This window comes from Thermoplasmata archaeon (genome assembly GCA_038851035.1).
Classification (GTDB): domain Archaea; phylum Thermoplasmatota; class DTKX01; order VGTL01; family VGTL01; genus JAWCLH01.
The window spans coordinates 26,016-45,197 of sequence record JAWCLH010000002.1 but is presented as its reverse complement, the minus strand read 5'-3'; the positions used below and the strand labels follow the sequence as shown (position 1 = coordinate 45,197).

General features: G+C 59.2%; 18 protein-coding genes. 4 read left to right on the top strand and 14 right to left on the bottom strand.

What is annotated here, in order from left to right; genetic code table 11:
- The first annotated feature begins 43 nt into the window (after positions 1-43).
- Entirely contained in the window at positions 44-208 is a 165-nt protein-coding gene (locus tag QW379_00845; protein ID MEM2868957.1) for a hypothetical protein, read from the top strand.
- Here the strand turns inward: QW379_00845 and QW379_00840 are convergent.
- From QW379_00840 to QW379_00780, 13 genes are all read right to left on the bottom strand, one after another.
- On the bottom strand, positions 200-961 hold the full coding sequence (locus QW379_00840; protein MEM2868956.1) for an exosome complex RNA-binding protein Csl4: 762 nt from the start codon (positions 959-961) through the stop codon (positions 200-202). The two genes, QW379_00845 and QW379_00840, sit on opposite strands and share 9 nt — an antisense overlap.
- A gap of 2 nt (positions 962-963) precedes the next feature.
- Positions 964-1,608 carry an METTL5 family protein gene (locus QW379_00835; GenBank protein MEM2868955.1) on the bottom strand — a complete coding sequence of 215 codons (645 nt, stop codon included), beginning with the start codon at positions 1,606-1,608 and terminating at the stop codon, positions 964-966.
- Positions 1,609-1,635: 27 nt separating this feature from the next.
- Entirely contained in the window at positions 1,636-2,970 is a 1,335-nt protein-coding gene (gene purD, locus QW379_00830) for a phosphoribosylamine--glycine ligase (GenBank protein MEM2868954.1), read from the bottom strand.
- Positions 2,971-2,993: 23 nt separating this feature from the next.
- On the bottom strand, positions 2,994-3,497 hold the full coding sequence (gene pyrE, locus QW379_00825) for an orotate phosphoribosyltransferase (protein ID MEM2868953.1): 504 nt from the start codon (positions 3,495-3,497) through the stop codon (positions 2,994-2,996).
- 76 nt (positions 3,498-3,573) lie between these two features.
- The gene (locus QW379_00820; protein ID MEM2868952.1) at positions 3,574-3,819 is read right to left on the bottom strand and encodes a hypothetical protein; all 246 of its coding nucleotides are present in this window, start codon (positions 3,817-3,819) and stop codon (positions 3,574-3,576) included.
- On the bottom strand, positions 3,797-4,414 hold the full coding sequence (locus tag QW379_00815; GenBank protein ID MEM2868951.1) for a CDP-2,3-bis-(O-geranylgeranyl)-sn-glycerol synthase: 618 nt from the start codon (positions 4,412-4,414) through the stop codon (positions 3,797-3,799). Before QW379_00815 ends, QW379_00820 begins: the two co-directional genes overlap by 23 nt.
- Before the next feature lie 88 nt (positions 4,415-4,502).
- Positions 4,503-5,405: a radical SAM protein gene (locus QW379_00810; protein MEM2868950.1), complete on the bottom strand. Its 903-nt coding sequence runs from the start codon at positions 5,403-5,405 to the stop codon at positions 4,503-4,505.
- Between the two features lie 136 nt (positions 5,406-5,541).
- Complete coding sequence (locus tag QW379_00805) at positions 5,542-6,129, bottom strand: uracil-DNA glycosylase (GenBank protein ID MEM2868949.1); 588 nt, start codon at positions 6,127-6,129, stop codon at positions 5,542-5,544.
- A gap of 191 nt (positions 6,130-6,320) precedes the next feature.
- Positions 6,321-7,607: an Nre family DNA repair protein gene (locus tag QW379_00800; GenBank protein ID MEM2868948.1), complete on the bottom strand. Its 1,287-nt coding sequence runs from the start codon at positions 7,605-7,607 to the stop codon at positions 6,321-6,323.
- A 75-nt stretch (positions 7,608-7,682) separates the two neighbouring features.
- Positions 7,683-9,752 carry a M14 family zinc carboxypeptidase gene (locus QW379_00795; GenBank protein ID MEM2868947.1) on the bottom strand — a complete coding sequence of 690 codons (2,070 nt, stop codon included), beginning with the start codon at positions 9,750-9,752 and terminating at the stop codon, positions 7,683-7,685.
- 56 nt (positions 9,753-9,808) lie between these two features.
- Positions 9,809-13,072, bottom strand: coding sequence for a M14 family zinc carboxypeptidase (locus QW379_00790; GenBank protein MEM2868946.1), 3,264 nt, complete (start codon positions 13,070-13,072; stop codon positions 9,809-9,811).
- Positions 13,069-13,716, bottom strand: a complete 648-nt coding sequence (locus tag QW379_00785) for a hypothetical protein (protein ID MEM2868945.1) — start codon at positions 13,714-13,716, stop codon at positions 13,069-13,071. Before QW379_00785 ends, QW379_00790 begins: the two co-directional genes overlap by 4 nt.
- 16 nt (positions 13,717-13,732) lie before the next feature.
- Positions 13,733-14,725 (bottom strand): transcriptional regulator, encoded by a 993-nt coding sequence (locus tag QW379_00780; protein MEM2868944.1) that lies wholly within the window; start codon positions 14,723-14,725, stop codon positions 13,733-13,735.
- 699 nt (positions 14,726-15,424) lie between these two features.
- On the opposite strand from QW379_00780, the gene endA reads away from it, so the two are divergent.
- The 3 genes from endA to QW379_00765 all read left to right on the top strand — a co-directional run bounded on the left by endA (position 15,425) and on the right by QW379_00765 (position 18,218).
- On the top strand, positions 15,425-16,531 hold the full coding sequence (endA, locus tag QW379_00775) for a tRNA-intron lyase (protein MEM2868943.1): 1,107 nt from the start codon (positions 15,425-15,427) through the stop codon (positions 16,529-16,531).
- A 28-nt stretch (positions 16,532-16,559) separates the two neighbouring features.
- Positions 16,560-17,612, top strand: a complete 1,053-nt coding sequence (locus tag QW379_00770; protein MEM2868942.1) for a hypothetical protein — start codon at positions 16,560-16,562, stop codon at positions 17,610-17,612.
- A 258-nt stretch (positions 17,613-17,870) separates the two neighbouring features.
- Positions 17,871-18,218 (top strand): cupin domain-containing protein, encoded by a 348-nt coding sequence (locus QW379_00765; protein MEM2868941.1) that lies wholly within the window; start codon positions 17,871-17,873, stop codon positions 18,216-18,218.
- Positions 18,219-18,272: 54 nt separating this feature from the next.
- On the opposite strand, the gene QW379_00760 is transcribed toward QW379_00765, so the two are convergent.
- Positions 18,273-19,163 carry an MBL fold metallo-hydrolase gene (locus QW379_00760; GenBank protein MEM2868940.1) on the bottom strand — a complete coding sequence of 297 codons (891 nt, stop codon included), beginning with the start codon at positions 19,161-19,163 and terminating at the stop codon, positions 18,273-18,275.
- Positions 19,164-19,182: the final 19 nt, after the last annotated feature.

Here is a 19,182-nt window from a genome sequence, read left to right as displayed (position 1 = left end):
TATATCACCAAATAAATATTGGTTTTGGTGTGGTTTGATATTGTTGCTGGGTTGCTCGAGGGACCCCAGCGGAACCACCGGCCTACGTGACCGGGTGAAGAGTGAGCGCAACCGGGGACTCCTCAGGAGGCCTCCTTTGGCCCTTCGTGAGCCCTACGTACTCTCCCCACTCTCTCGCTACTCCACTGGTCTTCTTGCACTAGGCTGACCGGCCATTGCTGCGAGCGCGGTCCTCCCTTCTTGGCCCGCGACCCCTGAGTTCCCCCTTCCCTCGATTCTTTCTGCCCCCGCCCCTCCATCCCCCCCTTCCCCCCGCTCTCTCCCCGCGGTCCCTTCCGCCCCTCCTGAGGGTCTGAGAACCGTACCTCTGCTGGTCGAGGGCGATCTGCTCGGCGGTCGGAGCTGTCCAGAAGTCCGAGGTTCCATAGCTACGGGCGAGCTTTCGGCTCTCGGTCCTGTGGCACGCTTCACAGTAAAGGTGTTCTCCCTTGACCACCATAGGTATCCTGCAAACCGAGCATAGCGCCCTGATAACACCGAACTCTGGTCCAACCGTGCTCAGCTGTATGGACGGCGTGACCTGAATGACCTTGGCCCTTATATAATCCAGAAGGCGGAACTGCGACTCTATATCCGGAACATAGTTCTCGGAGATGTGCGCTATATGAATCGAGGCCACGCCCTGGTCGGATATCGCCCTGTCCTTTCCCGCGACCTTTATTAGCTCCACCTCCACCATCGAGCTGCGGATATCCGTCACCCTGCCAATCACGGCGTCGCCGATTTTGAGCTTCACGGGCGGATTGAACGCCCTGATGTTAGTCACCATCTCCCGGGGGTCGATTTCAAGCACCCCGGCGAGCGCCGAGTAGATTTTGCCGTTCTCCTCGTAAGTACCCTGCCCGGGCAGGAACTCCTCCATCGTTCCTATCTCCTCACCCGGTAGGACCATCCGCTTCACCGTCAATTGTCGTCCCTCCCTCTCACTCCACTAATTCGGGACCCTGCTCCCCCGAACTCCATCCGGAGCAACAGGACCCTGACCTCCTGGGTCTCTTTTTTATGGAAGCTGAACATGTGAGGTATGCTGAATCTGTACTTATTCTTATGGGTGACGGTAAACCCGGCTCCCTGGGCCTCACGTCGGACGAAGTCCTCCGTGGCCGCATTATGGAAAGAGTAGATCACCGGGGCGCATTCAAAGGCCTTGTGGAGAAAGGGGCGGTCGGCGTGCCTTCTCTGGGCCCCGAAAGGCGGATTCATCAAAACAGTGTCCAGCTCCTCCCGAAAATCCTCCACGCTGCCCTTCCTGAGCTCGAGCTCAACCCCCATCGCGCGCGCTGTCCGCTGGGCCACGTCGAGCGCTTCCGGGTCGATGTCCACGCCCACAACCCTCCGAGCTCCCAGCAGCCCGGCGCCAATCGCGAGCACGCCCGTCCCGCACCCGAGGTCCCCCACTATCCTGCCCTCAATGTCGCCCAGCTGTGCTGCCAGAAAGAGCATGTCCGCAGCCACATCGGCCGGAGTGGTGTACTGCTCGAGCCCGGCCGATGGCCTCGGATGGGGTGGTATGCTCTGGAGAATTCTCTCGAGCTCCTTCTTCTTCACCCCACCCACCCCGGCGAAACCGAGGTCTCAGCGCCCCCGGATGAATCTCATGTGCTCCAATTTCTTTCTCAGCGCCTCGGGTTTCCCGATGTCATGCCTGACAAAGAATTCGCCCTTGATGTGTCTGAGGGCGGCCTCGCACCTAACCTCTGCTTCCTCGACTCTCCCGCCGATTCCAACCACACCCAGCGAGCGGGAGGAGGTCGTCAATACCCTCCCCTGCCCCTGCTCGTTCACAGATGCATAGTAGAGCCTCGCCCCCTCGCCCTCCACTCCCTTTTCGTCCACGAGAATCTCCGCCCCGACCCTCGGCTCGGTGCCATAGCCTACTGGAACGACGTATTTGCACACCGTCGCCTTCGCCTCGAAGGCTACTCGGGCAGGATTGAGGTTACCGGCGGCCATCGCCTCGCAGGCTTCGAGCAGGTTTGAGCTCATTATCGCTAGGACATTCATCGCCTCTGGGTCCCCGAATCTGGCGTTGACCTCCACCACCTTTGGCCCCTCGCGGGTGAGCATGAACTGGCCGTATATTGGACCCCTGAACGGTGTCCCTTCCGAGGCCAGCGCATCCACGACTCTCTGGACGATTTTCGCACCCTCGTCAAACTCCTCCTTAGTGATGAAGGGCAGGAGATGGTCTTCTTGTGAGTAAGATCCCATGCCGCCCGTGTTGGGACCGACGTCACCCTCGTACGCCCTTTTGTGGTCCTGGACGGCGGGCATCGGCACAACCCTCTTCCCATCGGAGAAAGCCTGTAGCGTGAACTCCTCGCCCTCCAACTTCTCTTCTATCACCACTTTGGCTTCCCCTCCGACCTTCTTCTCTATGACCTCGGTTGCATAGGCGATTGCGTCCTCCCTTGTGAGGAGTTGGTCGCCGGTGATCTTCACTCCCTTCCCTCCTGTCAGCCCCACGGGCTTCACCGCCACGCCCTTCGGGTAATCCCTCAAGAACTCCCTGACTTCAGAGGGCCGGCTGAAGACCTTATACTCCACCCTCCCGGGGAGTCGGTGCCTCTCCATTAGCGAGCGCATGAACTCCTTTGATGTCTCTATCCTTGCGGCTGCCCTTGTAGGGGAGGCACAACGCACCCCCGCTCTCTCCAGCCCGTCTACGATGCCGGCCTCCAGCGGGGCCTCAGGACCCACGATGGCGAGTTCCACGCCTCTCGAGGTTGCGTAGAGGCAGACTTTCTCCACATCCGTCTCGCCCGCCAGCAGGACGTCTCTTGAGAGCCTCATTATCCCTGGGTTGCGGTTTTTCATCACCGTGTAGAGCTCCGCACCCCCCTCCACGAGAGCCCGTGCGATGGCGTGCTCCCTTGCTCCTCCTCCTATTAATAGCACCTTCGTCCCCATCAACATACCTCCAAACTCTCCCATCATCTCCCGCGCGCGCCCAGGAGCTCACTAATCTTCACAAGCGCGACGAGCTCGACGCCTTCTCTCTGGAGGGCCTCGCGCGCTCCCTCCTCTCTGTCGACGACGACCACCGCCCTCGGGACCTCGGCGCCTGCCCCCCTGAGCAGAGCGACGGAGCGGAGCATTGAGCCGCCGGTGGTTGCCACATCCTCGAGCAGCGTAACCATCTCGCCCGCTCTGAGCTCTCCCTCTATCTGGCTGCCAGTGCCGTGCTCCCTCGGCTGCTTCCGGAGCATGACGAAGGGAAGCCCCGTCTGGAGCGAGACCGCGGCCACGATGGGAACCGCACCCAGCTCCATTCCAGCCAGCCGTGTTCCCTTTACGTACTTTGCCATCTCTTCCGCGATTCGCCGGAGGATTTCAGGCCTTGTCGAAGCCGCTTTAATATCGATGTAGTAGTCGCTCTCCCTGCCCGAGGTTAGCCTGAACCTGCCGAACTTCACCGCGCCGCATCCGACGAGCATCTCCAGCAGCTCTGGCAGGGGAATTCCTCCTCGTTTCAACCTCTCTTCTAGGACCGTCACGAGCCCGGGGGCTGATTCATTTCCTCTCTCCTCGTCCCTCCCTGTCCACCCTCTCCTCGCCCCCCGCCCGCTGCTCTTCCCCTCCCTCTACTCCTCCACCTTTTTCTCCCTCTCCCATCGTCCCCTCCTCCCTTTCTTCCGCCTGCTTCTTCTTTCCAATTACTGTATCCTCGCCCGCCGTTCCTTCTATCCCGCCAGCTCCGCGTCCCCGCCCATCCCGAGCCTCATCCCGCTCCTCCCTACCATGGCTCCTTCTTTGCACCCAGTTTGTAGCCTATAATATTTACGCCGCGGTGGAGGAGGGGTGTCATTATGAGGACGATGAAGAAGTTATAGACCGTGAAAACGCTCAGGAACCATCTCCAGAAAATCGGGAGGGTGACCAGCCAAGCGCCTGCGACGAAGTCGAGCTGATCCATGAGGAAGGGCGAGGGGCTGCCCCGCTTCAGGCCCATCCTCCGCTTGATGAAGCTCTTCAGGAGGTCGCCGACCAGTCCCCCGTAGGACAGGGAGGCGATTATTGCGAGGGAGCCTGGGCTCATCGAGGGCCGCAGGACTGGGTCGAAGCTCCCAGCGTAGGCATAGCCGAAGGCGACGAGGTGGGACTGGCCGGAGAGAGCGGAGACGAGTTGTTGCATCGTTCCCGCAAATACCCCCGTCAGGCCGCCGAAGATGAAGCCCTCCCAGGTCTTTCCGTCGCCCAGGACCCTGTTCCCCCTCCAACTTGCTCCGAAGTCCATCGGCCTCTTCCCCTTGAAAAGCACTGCGGCTGACCCAGACACATAGGCCGGGAACATTATCCAGAAGGACTGGCCGATGAGCAGCAGAGCCCCTCCGACCATCGCAGGCAGGTCCACGGGCCGGAATTGCGGAGGGCGGATTTAAAGATAGGGCCCGGGGGGGCCTCCGAATATCGCACAGTCCGGGCCCGGGACTGCCTTTCCTTCACGGCCTCCCAACCGCCGCAGCGCTCAGGCCGCATGCGCGCGCGAGCTCCACGATGTCGAGGATGAGGCGCTCGTAGTCCTCAGAGAGGCCGAACAGAATCGCCTCATACTCCGCCACTAGAGCGGGGTGGCTTTTTGCGATATACGGCCTGAGCCTCTCCCACACCCCCCGGTGGACCCTGAGTCTGTCTATGAGAATTCTACGAATGGAGAGCTCGGCGAGGGATCTGAAGAGCCCCTCCAGCCCCTTTTCCACGGCGCCGGGCAGGACGGGCCCGAAGAATACAAAGGTCGGTACGCCCGCGTCCCTGAGGGCAGCCAGGGCCCCGAGCCTCTCCCCCACTGATGACGCACGGGGCTCGAAGGCCCCGCGCAGACCGTCGTCCGCCGTGGTTAATGTAAATCCAACCTCGATGTTCTTGAAGCGGGAAAGGAGACCGATGTCCTCGACCACGTTTCTGGACTTGGTCTGAATGCAGACGGGCCACTGGTGGCGCAGGAGCTGCTCGAGACAGTGCCGGGTGACTCGATACCTGAGCTCCGCGGGCTGGTAGGGGTCGGTGACGGTTCCCACCCCCACCGTCCCCCGCGGGAGCCTCCTGAGCTCGCGCGATAGAAGAACGGGCATGTTGACTCTCGCTTCGACCCACTCCCCCCACGGCTCCCTTTCATCGCAGTGTATGACCGCAGGAGAGTAGCAGTAGAGGCACCCATGCTCGCAGCCCCTGTAGGGGTTGAGGGCATAGTCCAGCCCCGTCAGCCGCGAGCGCGAGAGCGCGGAGACGCACCTCACCTCCCTCACCCTCGCCCTTCTCCCGCTACCCTCGGCTACCTCCGGGTTCCCCCTTGTTATATCTGCCTCCGCACCCCGGTCCGTTATCCGCCCTTCCTCCATGGGCATCCAGCCTCCGCCACAGGCGCTAGCACCTCCTCCTCCATTTCCCCTTGGCCGCTGGCCCGGCACCGGTCCAGTGTCCAGCCGTGTCCCCATCCATCCCGCCGGCATCACTTTCCCCAAGCCTTCGCTTCATTCACCCTCACTCCTCTTCGGTCGTCAGTCTGGTCTGGGCGGCGCGGCCGGCCCTCCTCGCGATTCCCCCCAGTCTTCTGAAGTCCTCCTCTATCTCTTTTATCAACTTTCTGCGGTAGAGAATCGCGGCGGGGTGATAGAGGGGAAGGTAGCGCCTTCCGTCTTTCTCGACGATTCTGCCCCTTAACCGAGTGATATTGCCTTTGGGGTCCACGAGCGCTCGAAGGGCCGAGTTGCCCATCGTGCAGACCAGCTCCGGCGCGATGATGTTCAGCTGGAGCCTGAGATGCCGAGCACAGGCCCTGACCTCGGCCGGCTTCGGCGGCCGGTTTCCCGGAGGCCTGCACTTGACGACATTGGTTATGAAGACCTCGCTCCTAGCGAGCCCCGCAATGCGGAGCATTCTGTCGAGGAGCTTACCGGCCGAGCCGACGAAGGGACGGCCGAGGGCGTCCTCCTTCGCGCCGGGCGCCTCGCCGACCAGAACCACACCGCTCCGCCCACTGCCCTCGCCGGGAACCGGCTTCTTCCTTGTCCTGTGGAGGGCGCAGGCCCTGCACCTCCTCACACCTGCCGCCACGTCCTCGAGCGTCATTTCCCCCGGACGAGCGCGACCAGATTCGCTACCCCAAATTACGCAACAGCTCCTTCCTCGTTTCATAGCCTTCCCCATCCCCAGGCCCCGTGGGTCCCCCCTCCGCGCCCCGGCCACGCTCCCCGCCCTTCCACCTACCCCATTCTCTTCATCCATTTCCTCTCTCTTCCCGTCAACACCCTCCCTCCGCCTCAACCCACGCCCTCCTGATTCCTCGCCGCGGGCTCGACGGGCAGGAACTCGTCGATGCGCCTCTGATGCCTTAGGTCCGCCAGAATCCGACTTGCGCGTAGCCACCTCTTCATCCTGATGTCGAGACGGGTCTGGATGTGCTCCAGGGCCTCTCCCAGAGTCCTGAATGAAACGAATGGGCCCCTTAGCGCGTTTCGCACGTTCTCCCTCACATTCCAAACGCCCACGGGCATAATGTAGCCGGGGTGGGCCTCCCTGAGAATTACGCACCCCGCCTGACGGCCCAGATGGAGCAAGTGCTCGCAGGTCGCGAGCCGCGCGGCGTAGTAGCAACCGCCGATTTCAGCGTAGTCCTTTCGGCCCTCATACCCCTCGTGGCTCGATATCATCATGATTTCCCTACCTAGGGGGTTCCAGACCGTATTCGGGTACCAGGCCTCGACGAGCTCGTACCTCCAGCTCGTGGGCATCAGGAGGACGATGAATCGGTTATCAAGGGTCCACGATTCATGAATTCTGTAGTCGTTAATGAGAGGGAGCCTCTTCACCCTCTCCCTGAGCTCCTTCCCTATCGTGTCGTCCACGGCGGTGATGCTCCATCTCGTCGGCACGAACCTCCGGTTCTTGCGCAGGCCGAAGGAGCCCACGCTGAAGGCCTTCTGAATTCTTGATATCAGAGCACCCTCCGAGTAAAGAGAGAGGACCGCCTCGCGGGCTGTGAGGTCAGTGTCCCTCCAGCGCTTCTCGAACCTCTGGTCCAGTCTGAAGTTCCCGACCTCCAGCCTCTTCAGCGGTGCGGATGGCCCGAAGGGCTGGACCTCATCGTCGAGAATGAGTCTGCCGACTGGCTTCTTCAGGAACTCTGCCCAGGAGTCCGCTGGGGAGGAGGCGAGGGCAAGCTCCCTCACCAGGTCCACCAGCCTCCCTCCCCTTTCAACATCGTAAATGTTTACAGGGTGCATCCCCCTGACCAGCCGGACCCTAAAGTCCACGATTTCGTCAATGCTCTTTCCCAGCCACATCTCCGGGGTGTCCATGACGCCCGTGTCACCAGAGATGGGTGGGATGAGTGGGCCGACGAGGACCTTAGGGTAGCCCCACTGACCGACAAACACCCCTGGCGGAGAGGAGCCCTCAAGCTCAAGTGTGTCAATCAGCGCGCGGGCCCTGAGCTGCGCAAAATGTTTGACCAGAATCGGACAGCGTTCCTTGCCGCAGAGCATTTTCGAGCCCTTGCAGGCGACACACAGGTTCCCGCTGTCCCCATCGAATATTCCCCCCTTCATAGCCCCACTCCATCCTCCTGGGCCCCATACTAGGTCCCACCTTTCCAATCTCCACACTTTTTCCTTCCCACCGACTCAGCGGTTCCTTGGCCTCCTCTCCCTTTCCTCCAGCTCCAGCCTCTCCTCCCTCCGCCAGTCCCAGTAAATTATGCCCATCACAGAGACTAAAACAATCACAAGGACTGCAAAGAGTAGGACTGGGTCACCTGGCGGACCCGCGCCCGCGACCGTCGTGTTCTCTATAACGGTGAAGTTAACGATTCGGCTCGCCCTGAGCTCCCCTGAGGCCGACAGGAACATCACGGTGAGGGACCAATGGCCTCTGGCGGCGCCGAGGGTCAGGGTTGCGTTGATTGTTGAGAATGGAGGAATATTGACGCTCGCGTTTTGGATTCTCGATGCCCCATATCTTCCGGATAGCACCAGAGTCCCGTTTTCCCAGACGTTACCGTTGTTGGCTATTCTTATACTAACATTCCTCGTTTCCCCTTCAGGAAATCTGGCGCTGGATGGAAGGATTTCCATTGTAACATTCCTCACCGGAAGGATGGAAATAGTGTGGATGGCCCTCGCCGGTGCCACCCCCTCGGCTCTGGCGGTGAATATTAACTCAACGGGGGTATCCGCCCGGGCTGAGGCTGGAACCAGAAATGTGATGAACACGACCGCTCTCTCCCCGGCACTCAGGTTGAGTGGATTTGGAAGTGGAGAGATCTGCCAGCCCGTGCTCAGCCCGGCGGAGAGTGCAAGTAGTTCAGGCCCATTCCCTAGGTTCTCGACGGTCGCGCTGATGTTCACCGAACCTCCCGGAGCGGCCTCTGTCTGTCCGCTGAGCGACGCCCGAAGACCCCGCAGATGCTCCGCTCTGCCCAGAATTCTAAGCTCTGCCACAACGCCGCCTGCTGACTTAGCACGCAGCAGAAAACTCGCGCTCTCATATGCGGCGGCTGTGGCGGGAACCATTATTTCTAGGAAAATCAAGGCGCTCTGCCCCGGTTCTAGACTCACGTGGCGGTTCAGGAGTTCCGCGGTCCAATTGAACTCAGTTTCTATCGAGAGCTCCACCTCCTCAGTAGCCTCCCCCTCGTTGACAAGAAGGTATTCCATCCTAACCAACCTGCCAGGAGCGCTGATGAACGAGTTTGGCCCATCAAGAGAAATCCGATGCAGCGGCGGCTCGGGTGCTGGACCTGCGGTGAAATTCATGAGGAGGTGGGCAGGGGGAAGATTGTCAAGACAGATTCCGTCCACTTCTTGGTCGGGTGGACGATGGGAATTCGAGAGCTCGACCGTGAACGGAAGGATGCTGAAATTTGCGTAGAAATAGTCGTCCGTGTCGCCCGTCGCTGGGTACATCTCGCGCGCCATCATGGGTGTGTATCTCCTCCCCTCCGGCATCACAAGGGACATATTTAGTGCAAGAGCGGGGAGAAGGGGGTCAACGGGCTCGGTGTTGATTGAATTGCCCCAAGGATAAAGGATATAGCCCCCGAAGCTTTGATAGCTCAGCGCCACACGCGGGCGGTGGGAGGTGACCAGCCCCTCAATAGCTTTGGTCTCGTTCTCCGAGAAAGGCCCCGGGCCGCAGTAATTCTCGTCTGTGGGATTGTGGCTTGCCTCCAGGCCCCATAAATGGCCGAAGTTGCGGTTCAGGTCAACCCCGACTCCCCCATCCACAGGTCTCCTGTTCTTCCTCCAGTCATGGCCCAGCTCTACATAAACATGCCCGTCGGGGTTGAGCATCGGCACGACCCATATCTGGGTACTATCAACAAAGCGTTTTATCGTGGAGTTGGAGGTATAATTCCCGAGAAGGTTGTGAATTATGTAGAGCGGCACCTCCACCGATATGAACTCGCGGGCGTGTATGCCTCCAATAATCGTCATGTTCGGCTCGGCCTCGTCCTCGCTCGCGTTGTCCGATATCTTCACTGCCCAGATCCTCCTCCCCTCGTAGGTCTCCCCAATGGTGATGAGACGTGAGATAGTTGTGTGGGTGGCGGTGAGGTCTTGGAGCTCTGTCACCATCTCCTGATAAGTATGATAGCGGCCGAGCCCTTCATCCCTTCCTTCCCCTGAACAGCTCTCCGAGGGCGGCAAGGCCAAGAAGAGGAGGACAATGCCAAGGGAGACCAATTTGCGCATTCGCTCCACCTACGAGCACGCTAAATAATAAAACTTTGCGGAGGGTGAAGAAAAAATCAAAGCGGCCCGCCGCATCTAGTACACCCGCGGGCCTCCTGGGCGCAGCGCCTATGGAAGGTTCCACCGCAAGACGGGCAGGGAATCGATGGCTCTCGCCCCAGCTGGCCAAAGCACCAGAGGCAGGTCTCCCAGGGCTCCAGTTCTCTCCCTGAAACCGCACGAGTAGCTTGGATGCTGGGATCCCACCCATCGGTCTGCGGCAGGGGCCCCGCCGGGGCGTTCTCGGCGCCTTCTCCAGCTCCCGGCCGGGAATCCACGTCCCAACCCTTGGCCGGTCCCCCATGGCACTTTTTCCTGCGCCTGCTGAGATATATAGCGAGCACAGCACCCGCAGCTGCGAGAGCCAGTGGAGGCCATAAGATAGATGGAAATGCATGCACAGTGGAATTGGTGGGTGGTGGCTCCTGCCTCTCGACCACCACTCGAACGGGCAGAGACACGGACGCACCGGGGTAATTGTCCGAGCGGAGCTCAAGCACAATATCGTATCCCCCCGACCGGACATCTTCAGGAATCTGGACTGAGACGTGCATGGACCCATTCGCGCCCGGAGCTACCTCAGAAGGCGGGAGAAGGGGGTCAGTGCCCCATCCCATGGGAAGGTTTGAGACATTGAGCGTGAATGAGTCGGGAGCATTGCCCATGTTCGTGAAGTTGATTGTGAAAACGACACGCCCGCCAGGTCTCGCGGTTGCGTTCAGAGGCTCCACAGAGGCCGTGAGGCCGTACCTCGCCCTCACCGAAACCTCAAGTCCGAGGCCGTTGACGAACAATCTGTAGACTCCCGCTAGAGCCCGTGCGGGCACGCACACCAGAATCTCGACCGAAGCATTGCTCCATGGTGGAATAGTGAGCTCCTGCTGGGAGAAGGCTACCCTCCACTCCTCCGGAATTTCCGCAGCTACCAAGACGAGTGTTTCGTTTACGTTCCCCTTATTCTCGACGATGGCTATGAAACGCACCGACCCTCCCGCCTCTACCGCTCCCTCCCTCTCCTCCACCATCAGGTTTAAATCCCTGACCTCGGCCACAGTCGCTCTGATGATGACTTCGTCACGGGCGTAGGGGCTCTCCAACGAAGCCGCCGTGACTCTGAACATGGCGCTCGAGCCCGCAGTCGCTCTCTCCGGTGCAGTAATGCAGAGGGTGATTCCGGCGCTCTCCCCGCTCTGAAGAGAAATCCGTAACCTGTCGATGGAGGCGCTCCATCTGAGAGCGTCCAGCTTGACTTCCACTTCATCGGCGCCGTTGCCCATGTTTCTCAGCGTGAGGTTGATGGTCTTGGTTTCTGCCGGCCTGAGAGAGAGTTCCAATGCGGGCGTTTCAAGCCTGAGGCTGAAATTCTGGATGACCGTGACCAGAAGGGAGTCGGTATCGCTCCAGCCGAATTCATTTTCGACTGTCAAATTAACAGTATAGAGGCCGCGCCGGGAATAGGCGTGGCGGACCCGGAGCCCCTCGGCAGTGGTCCCGTCGCCGAATACCCAGGAGTAACGCACAATCGTGCCCGCCGGACTCGTGGAGGCTGTGGCATCGAATTCGACCTCCTCCATCACGTCGACCACAATATCCGGACCCGCATCCGCGACGGGGGAGGGGTCAAGAACCGTGGTGACGGTGGAGACGAGGCCGGAGGCCCCCTGCCCCGTTGAGGATAGGGCGCGGACCGCTACGTAAACCCTCTCTCCCGGCGACGCATCTCTCGGAATTCGCACAGTCAAGTTCACCTCCCCTGCCCCTCCCGGAGGGAGGTGGATGCTGTCCACAATGCTAGCCAAATCCCTGCGGGCCCCTTCGAGCTCCAGCAGAATACAATCCTCCCTGTTGCTCAGGCTCATCACAGTGAGCCTATAGATGGCGCTCTGGCCGGGGAAGCACTCCTTTGATGTCTCGTCTGCTGATAGCGCGGCGCCGTATTTTGTTCTTATTTTAAACTGAGTGGTGCGCTCATCGTTCCAACTATAATGGTCTCCACCCAGTTTGGTGCGGACTGCTAGGGTGTAATTCTCCGAGCCCGGGAAAGGAGGGAACCACTGAAAGAAGGCCTCGCCCAACTGGCCCGGTCTGAGTGTGACTGAGGTCGAATTTGTGTGGAGATAGCCATCGGCCGAGGACACCTCAATCTCAATCGGAATCTCCGATGCGTCTGTCCCGAAGTTCATCACCGTGGCTGTGATGTTTAAGGGCCTATCAGGCTCGACAATGGCACCCGGTGTCGGGGAAGATATCGCGACCACGCCAGCATCGACGATGAGCGCTTTAGGATAGGCTATGAGGTAAATCACCGCTTCGCAGTTGAGGCTGCAGGTCGTCTCAATTTGGCTCGCCGGGGGGTAGAAAGAGGTGTCCAGCTCGAAGGTAAAGGCCAGCGTGCTCGTGTTGGCGTAGAGCCAGTCTTCCGAATCGCCGTGGGTCAGGTAGAGCCTCGAGGACTGCTGGGGCGTGTAGCCATTTATGGCCGCCATCGCGCGCGCCATCCTTTCGAGCTCCTCGCTGTCGGGAGCGGGGTCTGTGGTAAAGCCCCACGGGTAGAGAATCAACTGCCCGTAGCTGTGGAAGGAGAGGGAAGTGGCGAAGCGCTGTCTGAGCGCGAGCTCGCTTATTGCCCTCGTCTCGTTCTCGGAAAAAGGATAGGGGCCGTGGTATACGTCAGATGAGGGGTCGTCGCTGGTCTGAGCGTCTACACCGAACATGTAGCCCCAATTCCTGTTGAGGTCTACCCCAATGTTTCCCCCGACTGTTGGCCTGCGGTTCTTCCGCCAGTCGTTCCCGCGCTCCACGTAAACGTGGCCGTCGGGGTTTGCCATGGGAACGAACCATACCTCCCTTGTGTTCACGAGCATGGTGCAGGTCTCATTAGTTCCGTAATTTTTTATTAGGTAGTTGATGAGGTAGAGAGGGACCTCCACACCCATGATTTCACGGGCGTGGAGTCCGCCCATAATGAGGACGTCGGGCTCTGCGCTGTCGTTGGTCCGGACGTCGTCCGAGATTTTCACAGCCCAGATGTCCCGGTCCTCATAGGTCCTGCCCAAGCTCTCCACCATAACCAAGTCCGGGTGGCTGGCCTCGAGCGCCCTCAGCTCCTGCGTCATGGAATCATAGGTGTGGTATCCCGCCCTGAACGAGCCCAATTCACGGATATCAGTTGCAGAGGAGGGGGGGAGTGGGAGAATCAGGCACTGCACAGCCATGACTATCAGAAGAGCTCTCCTGAGACGGGACTGCATTGGGGGTTTCAGGCCCTTAAGCGCTTTCAATTCCCCTCCCCCCTCAGTCTTCTCACCACACCCTCAGTCCTTTCTAGCTCTAAAATTGCAAGAATTGACGAATACTTACCTGAGAGGTGACGCAGGCGCGCGGCCATGTGCTCCTCCCTTTTCGTCTCGAGTTCTCGAAACCCCTTCAAGGAATTGATGACTCTGTCCCACGCAAGGACGAAATCCTCGGGCGTCTCCTCCCTGAATCTTTTCCTCCTAAGCCAACGCCAGCGCAGGGAGTGGAACAGGAGACTGGCTGTGGAGACGCTCTCGCAGAATGCGTCGGCATATTCCCTCTCGCTCAGGTCAATTGCCTTCACAGGTATGCCTCGCTCGACGCTGGCGGCATAGGCCTCGCTGAAGCTCGGAGGCGGTACCGATACACGGCCGTATTTTGATAGATGACTTGCGTATATCTCCTCATAATGGGAAAGGAACACCTCAGGTTCCTTGCCCCTGTAAAGCTCCCTCAGACCCCTCAATCCCTCTATCGAGATGGGCAGAGCGACGGCCCTGGGGCTGACCTCCGCCACAGCCTCTCGCACAAGGGGCCTCTCGCTTTCCAGACCCCTGATTGTGGGAAAAATGGTCAGGCTGGAGCTCCCGACGCGGAGAGCGATGGTGCGGGAGCGGTTGCCAGCCATACCGGGCACCCCCCGTTCACCTTCTCCTCTCGTGAATCAGGCGTACGATCTTATCCTCGTCGTGGATGCGGTGGAGCTCGTCCCGGCTGATGACGGGGGTCCCGCTGATGTTCTCCCGGCTCAGCCGCCTGTCGAGGAAGAGGACGCCGTCCGTCTCCGTGATCCTGGAGATGTTTGCAATAACTCTCGCCTTGAACAAGCATTCGCCGTCCGCCTGACCCACCCCTGTGAGGAGCACGGTCGCCCGGAGCTGACTCTCGGAGATAGCGTCAAAGGGGCACCTTCGGGTGTGAATTATTTTGTAGCCAAGGCCAGCCAACTTCTTGAAGACCTTCCGCTTGAAGGGCGTGCCCTCATCCTCCCACGAGGTGGGCACAGTCTCGACCCCCTCGCTCATGCCAAAAGGGTTTATGGGCATTGCTATCGGCTCACCGAGGTATTTCTCAAGCCTGTCCACGACCGGGAGGTTGGCACTTATGGCCCCGGCCTCATACATCTGTATCGCTTTTTTCGACACGCCCGCGATCTTTGCCATCGCTCCAAGGGAGAGACCTCTTTCCCTCCTCACCTTGGACAATGTCTCAGGGTCGATTTTTGCGAAAAGGCCCCCGGGAGCCGCAAATATGAATGGTGGTACTCCCTCCTCAAAATATTCCCTGATTGTCGCAAAATTCATAATCGGAATTCCATGCCTGAGATAAATAATTCCATCAGAAAGCGGCCCGGAGCCGCACCTGTCCCCAACGACAACTGGCGCCCCTTTCAGAACCCGGGCGAGCGTGTTCAGCTCCGCCGCGTTGGACGGGCTGAAGCCGTCAATGTTGACCATTACCTTGACCACCAAAAGAAGGTTGTCCCGACGGCAGATGATGTCGAAGCTCAGGCCGCGCACACCATAGTCGTCGGATACGAAGAAGCCGCAACGCGCAAGCATTCTTCTCAACCTTAAAACAGCCTCCCTGCGCTCATGGAGTCTGGACGAGGTTCCTGTGGTCTCCATGCGGTTCATTGCAATATTTCATAAATATGTACTCCTATTAATAATTGATTGTTAGCCCTATCCCCCCTTAAACTTAAAAATATATATCTACCTCCATTGCTCATCCATCCCACATAAACCTTTGTTTCCCACGGGAATTCTCCATCCGGGCACGATAAATTAATCCGTGGGGGGTAAGTCTACATTAAAATGACCCATTAACCCACCGAAAATAGGCGCTACCGAGCTATCAGGTGGCGAGGCACCTGAAAGGTCTTCAATCCACCATTACTCCCGCCATACGTGTGGTATCTGGATACGAGCAAAGTAATAGTAAAGAAGACTTGGGGCCTCCTTATAATGCGCTCGAGACGCAGCCACCAGTCATAGCGCATAGTTGCCGGGAGGAATAATTACCTCATAACAGGCTCTCCTCGAGTTTTTGTGATGGGAAGAAATCGCCACTCACCTGGACTCCCGCTTCCGTCTCCCAGCCATGGTCGTAGTTCTCAATCATCCCTTCGAAATTCCAGGAATCGTCTATTCGGAGAGAGTTGCAGTCGCAGCGCTCCCCTGTAACCAGGAAATGGATGGGCTAGATAGGTTAACAATCCGCTGGCCATTTCTTCTTACGGAAAGATGCTGGCATTGAAGGTAATATAGCCAGCAACATCCTACCTTTAATTCCTCGCTCGCCTCGCGACAACCGGTAATGATTTATTTCTCGGGATAGCTAGGGGTCATCAGGGAAAAGGGGCGATTAACCTGGGGGGGACACCTGTTGGAAAGCTCGGTGAGGAGGGCGCGGTGGTGGAGGACCCATCTTTTGCCAGCCGGGTATATAACAAGGGATGGTTCGGCACCCCACTTCCCGGCGGAGGCCTGTCGTTAGAACTCGTCGAGGCCATGTATCTCCTCGAGACCGGCCGTCTGGAGCTCTCCAGGGACGGAGAAAGGGTGGACCCAGAGTTCCTCTTCCGGCACGCCGTGTCAAGGGAGCCCGCCTTCGAGACCCGCTACCCTGTCTACGCCGACCTCAGGAGGAGGGGTCTGACCCTCAAGCCATTCCGGCCATCCCCGCCGGATTTCGTGTGCTATGAGAGGGGGGCAGTACCTAGCCGCTCGTACCCAAGGTATCACGTCTTGGCCATTTCAGAAAGGGCCCCTTTCAAGTTGGATTCAATAAACAAACTAGTGCAGCGCGCCTCCTCTGTGGGGAGGGGGCTTCTGGTGGCACTTGTTGACGAAGAAGGCGACGTCACATACTACGAGGCCTATCTTCACCAGCCCTCTGGAGAGCTCGGAGAATGCTCCTGCCCGGAGAGGGGAAAGGCGCTGGTGCTTGATGAGAGGGTCCTAGTCTTCGACCGGCAACTCGCTGATGCCCTTAAAGAAAACCATTTCGGCCGGCCGGCTGGGAGGGCCCACCAGCTCTCGCTCATCGAAGCCGCCCATCTACTAGAAAAAGGTCTTATCGAGCTCTTCCGAGCCGATGGTGGTAAAAAGGTTGGGAAGGCGGAGCTACGGAGGATGGCCCGAAGGCGCCAAAAGGACTTCGAGCTACGGTTCCGGGTCTACACGACTCTGAGAAAACAGGGCCTGTTGCCCAGGACAGGCTTTAAATACGGAACCCATTTCCGTGTCTACGAACGAGACCCGGATGCTACCCACGCCCGCTACCTGATACACTGTTTCCCCGCAGGCTATGTTGGCACGTGGCCCGAAATAAGCCGGGCCGTTAGAGTCGCCCACGGGGTAAAGAAGGAGATTCTCTTCGCACGAGTTGGTTCCGGGAGCGAGCTCGATTACGTCCTCTTCAAAAGGGTAAGGCCCTGAGAATTGCATCTGATATGGAGAAATCATTATGAATCTCGAGGCACTAGTCCCTGCCGCACTCCTTCTTTCGCAACTGGGTGGCCTGATGGGGTTCGAACCGGCAACCCCGGAAGCCCTCGTGGCCTCCCCTGAAATGCTAGGGCTTTGGAACGCTAGATTCCCACCCTCCGGACTGCTCCCCCTTTTCTCCCCTGGCGGGAGGGGAATTCTCCTCGACTTCGATATTGTCTCAGAAAGAAACACCTACGAGGCTAATGTCTCGGACCCGACCAAGCCCAGTGCTTTCCTAACCGTGACGGTGAGAAATAACGGGACCTCCCCCGGCAGCGTGAGGCTGGCCGCCACCATAAACCTCGGCGGAAGCGTGGAGCTCAACCCCACTAGGACCGGTCTGCTCCTGCCGCAGGAGTCCTCGAGTGTGGCGGTCAAGGTCTTTCTTCCCCCGGAGACGTCTTCATCGCTTGTGGCATCACTGAGAATAGATGCTCAGTGCGAACAGAACCCGGCCGTCACGGATTTCCTCCTGATATCGCTCACGATAAGGCAATGGCATGGAATAAGGTTGGAGAACGTGACCCTCTCCTCCAACTCACCTGTAGAAAGGGAGGTTGTCCAGCTCACAGCAATGGTCAGGAACACGGGCAACGGAGGCAGCTTCTTCGGCGCACGCGCGAGCATCGACGGGCGCCCGCTCCGGGTCATTGTAGAGGGGCGGTCTCTCGATGAGAACTCGACGGTGCGGTTGGAAGCGGGCAGGTTTCTGCTCGTCACCGTGAGATGGGTGGCGAGCCTCGGCGAACACAATTTCGTCATCGAGGCTTGGGACGCGGGACCGGAAGCATGGGGAAACCTTTCCACAGCCATCGTCAGGGACAGTCGCGTCGTACATGTCTCTGTCGGGGTGAACTACAGGGACTGGATACCGTATCTCTCGGCGATAACACTCGCCCTCGTGCTTGCTGGAGCGCTGGTGCTCAGGTACAGGAAGGGGTTTCGCTCATTTTTGGAAGAGCGCCGGAGGAGGCCCCAAAGGCGGGTCCGCCCCCACCCGCTCACCAAGCGGCGAACCATCCGGCTCTAAATATTACCCCCCATCGCGAACAGGAGAAATCCATCAGGAGATAGCCCCCTCTGAGTTCCTCCAATATCAGTGACCACACCCCGCCCGGCTGCTTCTCTGCTCCACAAGAATACCAGTGGCATAACGACTTATTCTAGCCCCTCCGCAATTTGAGCTGACTCCGTTCCTATCCTGTTCCATAAACAGAGGCCACCGCACGTTCTTGTTGCTCAGAGCCGCGTTAGAGTAATTATATGGTGGAGACCATACCCTCCAACCATGATTCATAAATTTCGCTGGAGGGACGTGAAGGCGGAGGCCGTGGAGACGGAAGGAGCGACCGGGGTGAGAATTCGGTGGCTCATTGATGAGAGGAGGGGTGCGCGAAATTTCGCGATGCGCGTGTTCGAGCTGGCGCGGGGGGGAAGGACTCCCCTCCACGCCCATGACTACGAGCACGAGGTTTTTATATTGGAAGGAAAGGGGAATTTAGTGACAGGGAAAGAAACGCTGCCCCTTCAGCCCGGTGATGTGCTCTTCATCCCGGCCGGCGAGAGACACCAGTTTCTGAATGATGGAGAGGAGACCTTTTTCTTCATCTGCCTCATCCCCCTCCAGAAGAGATGATGTCACTACCATATTCGGCGACCGATGGCATCCCCTCAGCGCGCGGAAAAGCTTTCAGACCGCTCCTTCAAACCATTTGTCTGCCCGCGAGAGTCCTTCAGAGTTCAGGGGAGGGGCGGGAGGGGAATTCTCCAACAATCTTATTGTGTCGCCCATTTCCACCTCCATCCCGTCCTCAGCCGCCAAAGCCGCCACCCCGCTTCTCCTCTGGACCTCCTCTGCGGCGAGAGCTGGCCCCTCACAAATCACCCTCATTCCAAAGTGGGTGAGGAGGGCGAGTTCCGGTCTCACGGCCTCGCATATTCTTGCTGCGTCCTCTACATTCAGATGATGGGGAATTCTTCGCCCGAGAGGGCTGGTAACGGGGAGAATCAGGACGCGGCTCCCCTTGTGCGCCTCCGTAACCTCATCTGAGAGCGCTGTGTCGCTCAGATACCCAAGGACTCCGCGCGGAGTGCTGAGCCTGAAGCCGACAGAGCTCGGGTCAGAGTGAGCTGAGGGAGTGGCCCTGATCTCAATGCCCATTATCGTGGCGCTCTCCCCCGCCGAAAGGGCCCTAACGATTCGCGGCCTCTCGCGGTGGTACTTCGATATCGCTGGCCCGTATCCCTCTACCCCGTTGATCACGCTTCGGCTCGCCAAGAAGGCGCCCGCCCTCTCCCTTCCGCCCCGGGTCATTCCCTCGATGAGAATCTCGGCGTCGGCGTAGTGGTCGGGGTGGCAATGGGAGACGAGAATGGCGTCCGTTCTCAGGGGGTCGAGGCCTTTCGAGAGCATCCGGACCAGCGCGCCGGGCCCCGGGTCTATATGGAACCTCGCCCTCTCGCCGGGCTCCGGCCTTTCCAGCTGGAGGTAGAGCCCGCCCGTCGCGCGGGCCTGGAGGATGCAGGCGAACCTGCCCCCGCCCGTCCCGAGAAAGGTGAGTTTCGATATCTGCCCGGACACGGAGTTGTAAAGGCCGATG